The following is a 3,011-nucleotide window of genomic DNA, read 5'->3' as shown; positions in this document are numbered from 1 at the left end:
CTTTCCGAAAGTCCTTGACTTGTTTTAGTTTTTCTATTAAGCTCAACATATCTTTCAAAAGTTCGCGTTCACTTCTCATTTTACCTGACAGTGATCGCTTTTACTTTTGATATTCTGATGGGAGAATGAAACAGCCCTACCATCACCCCATCTCCCTATCTCCCTATCTCCCCACTAGCCACTGATAACTGATAACTGATAACTGATAAGGGACTTGCGCTTTGATAATGTACCATCTGGCTGGTCTGGTTCTTCTACAGAGCGATTTTCTGGCTGGGATATTATTCCTACGCAAGTCCCTAACTGATAACTGATAACTGATAACTGATAACTGATTGCTGACTACTCAAAATCGTTATGACTATGATATATTTGTTAAGGAATGTAAAAATAGTTGCATTTTCCCAGAAACTAGATTAAGGAGATTAAAAGTATGACCGCCGAAGGTTGCTTAAGAGTCGGACAAGCGGCGCCGGATTTCACCGCGACCGCCGTTTTCGATCAAGAGTTCAAAACCATCAAATTATCGGATTATCGGGGTAAATACGTCGTTTTATTCTTCTATCCCCTCGATTTTACCTTTGTTTGCCCCACGGAAATTACCGCTTTCAGCGATCGAGTTAGCGAATTTAGCAGTATCAACACCGAGATTTTAGGGGTGTCCGTCGATAGCGAATTTGCTCACCTAGCATGGATTCAAACCGAGAGAAAATCCGGCGGTGTCGGTGATGTGGCCTATCCGTTGGTGTCGGATCTAAAAAAAGAAATCAGCACCGCTTACAATGTTCTTGACCCGGATGCGGGGGTATCCCTGCGCGGTCTGTTTATCATCGATAAAGAAGGTGTTATCCAACACGCTACTATTAATAATCTTTCTTTCGGTCGCAGTGTCGATGAAACCCTCCGCACTCTGAAAGCGATTCAATACGTCCAATCCCATCCGGATGAAGTTTGTCCCGCCGGTTGGCAAGAAGGGGATGCTACCATGGTTCCCGACCCTGTGAAGTCGAAGGTTTACTTCGCGGCAGTTTAGTTAAAAATCCTCAGAAGTCCCTCAGCTATAGATGGGGGGAGACTTTTAAAGGGGGGGAGCATCTCATTTATGCAAGTGAGTAATTATACTTGTCCCTAAAACTGGTTTCTAGCAAGGCTTTCAAAATATCTTGACATAAAACCTGATTTAGGGGTTACAAAGGTGAGATGCTCCCTAAAGGGGTGAATTATTTCACCCCTTATTTTAATCGGAAAATTTTCTGGAAAATTGGCCCCATTAGCCATGACCTCATCTAGAATACTGGCCAGACAAGTCTAGAAAGAGTCACGGCGATCTATGACTAACAGTAATTATGATTCCGAGTTGACAGTTTTGGGATTACCCGCGGCCAAAGGTAGATGGTTATTAATACCTCTAGGAATGGGTGTTTTACTCTGTTTAGGGACGGTGTACTCTTGGAGTATCTTTAGAAAACCCCTAGAAACAGAGTTAAATCTCAGCGCCACGGAAAGCTTACTACCCTACACTGTGGCCCTAGTGTTTTATGCCGCTTCTATGCCGATCGCCGGTTTTTATATCCCCCGGGTAGGTACTCGCAGGATGACCGCTATCGGCGGAATTATCGTCGGTTTAGGCTATATTCTCGCTAGTTTTGCCGCTCAGATCCAGACAATTATTCTGACCTACGGAGTCATTGCTGGCACGGGAGTCGGCATCGCTTACGGTGTTCCCATGGCAGTGGTGGCACGCTGGTTTCCCGACAAAAAAGGTTTAGCGGTGGGTTTAACTATCATCGGATTTGGCCTTTCTCCCCTGATTACCGCACCTTTAGCCAATCGATTAATCAATGAATATAGCGTTAGACCAAGTTTAAGATTTTTGGGGATTATCTTTACAATAATTATTATGATTATTGCCCTCGCCATGAAATTACCCCCCCAGGACTGGCAACCTCCCGCAAATTTAGCTAATCGAAAATCCGACTTTCAGGCCAATTATCCAGTGAATATGCTGAAAAGTCGCTCATTTTATGGCTTATGGCTTTGCTATACTATTGGTGCTTTAATTGGCTTGAGTGCCATCGGTATTTCTAGTCCCGTCGCTGAGGAAATTATTCAGATTGAGCCAGGGTTAGCGGCTAGTAGTGTTGCTCTATTTGCCTTGTTTAATGGTATTAGTCGTCCTTTGTTCGGTTGGTTGAGCGATCGCTGGAAACCCCATTATCTAGCGATTGGGGCCTATACACTCATTTTGATCGGTTGCCTGTTGATGGTCAAGGCCGAAAAAGGGGCAGTTACTAGCTATCTAGTGGCTTTTTGTCTATTTTGGTTCTGTTTAGGGGGATGGTTAGCCCTAGCTCCCGCTACCACTCTCCACTTCTTCAATCCTGACCACTACGCCCAAAATTACGGTATTGTTTTTACTGCCTACGGTGTTGGTGCTTTGATCGGAACTTTAGTAACCGGTAGAATTCGCGATTGGTTCGGTACTTACACTTACGCTTTTTATGCTATGGCTGTATTGGCAATACTGGGTATTTTTCTGGCTAGTGCCTTACTGAAAAGAGAGCGATCACATTTATCAAATCCTAGCTAAGGGAGTTAATCTTAGCCTAGACTAGATACTGCCGCCATTTTATACTTTAAAATACTCGAAAGAGGTCACATTGGACGGTATAGGTCTTTTAATCGCTCTTTTTCTGCGTGATTATTGAATCAAATCTCGGTTTTCCTCGAGGAAAGAAATTAACTGATCATCGAAAATTTTGGGTCTGAAACCCCGTCGTTCTACGACGGCTTTACTGTTAAATATGAGCATCGTTTACGAAATATATGCTAAAATGTGAGGTATGGAAAAAGCCTATTCGTTTCGATTTTACCCCACACCAAAACAAGAGTCGCTATTGCGGCGCACTTTGGGCTGTGTAAGATTAGTTTACAACAAAGCTCTCCACGAACGAACACAAGCTTGGTACGAAAAGCAAGAAAGAGTAGGCTACGCTCAAACTTCTTCAATG

3 protein-coding genes are annotated in these 3,011 nt (G+C 43.5%); all 3 read left to right on the top strand.

Going from position 1 to position 3,011, the window contains the following annotated elements:
* Nucleotides 1–433: 433 nt before the first annotated feature.
* Nucleotides 434–1,033, top strand: a complete 600-nt coding sequence (locus IM456_RS05130) for a peroxiredoxin (RefSeq protein ID WP_002752469.1) — start codon at nucleotides 434–436, stop codon at nucleotides 1,031–1,033.
* Nucleotides 1,034–1,330: 297 nt separating this feature from the next.
* Nucleotides 1,331–2,590, top strand: a complete 1,260-nt coding sequence (locus tag IM456_RS05125) for an L-lactate MFS transporter (protein ID WP_287693359.1) — start codon at nucleotides 1,331–1,333, stop codon at nucleotides 2,588–2,590.
* 253 nt (nucleotides 2,591–2,843) lie between these two features.
* On the top strand, nucleotides 2,844–3,011 hold a 168-nt coding region (locus tag IM456_RS05120; protein ID WP_287707244.1), incomplete at its 3' end, for a helix-turn-helix domain-containing protein.

This window comes from Microcystis sp. M079S1 (genome assembly GCF_020246425.1).
GTDB lineage: Bacteria > Cyanobacteriota > Cyanobacteriia > Cyanobacteriales > Microcystaceae > Microcystis > Microcystis aeruginosa.
The sequence above is the reverse complement of the archived record's forward strand: the minus strand, read 5'-3'. Positions and strand labels throughout refer to the sequence as shown.

Bases quoted from the DNA above. Each gene is read 5' to 3' on its own strand.
- IM456_RS05125 (WP_287693359.1), top strand. From the start codon at position 1,331: ATGACTAACAGTAATTATGATTCCGAGTTGACAGTTTTGGGATTACCC.
- IM456_RS05130 (WP_002752469.1), top strand. From the start codon at position 434: ATGACCGCCGAAGGTTGCTTAAGAGTCGGACAAGCGGCGCCGGATTTC.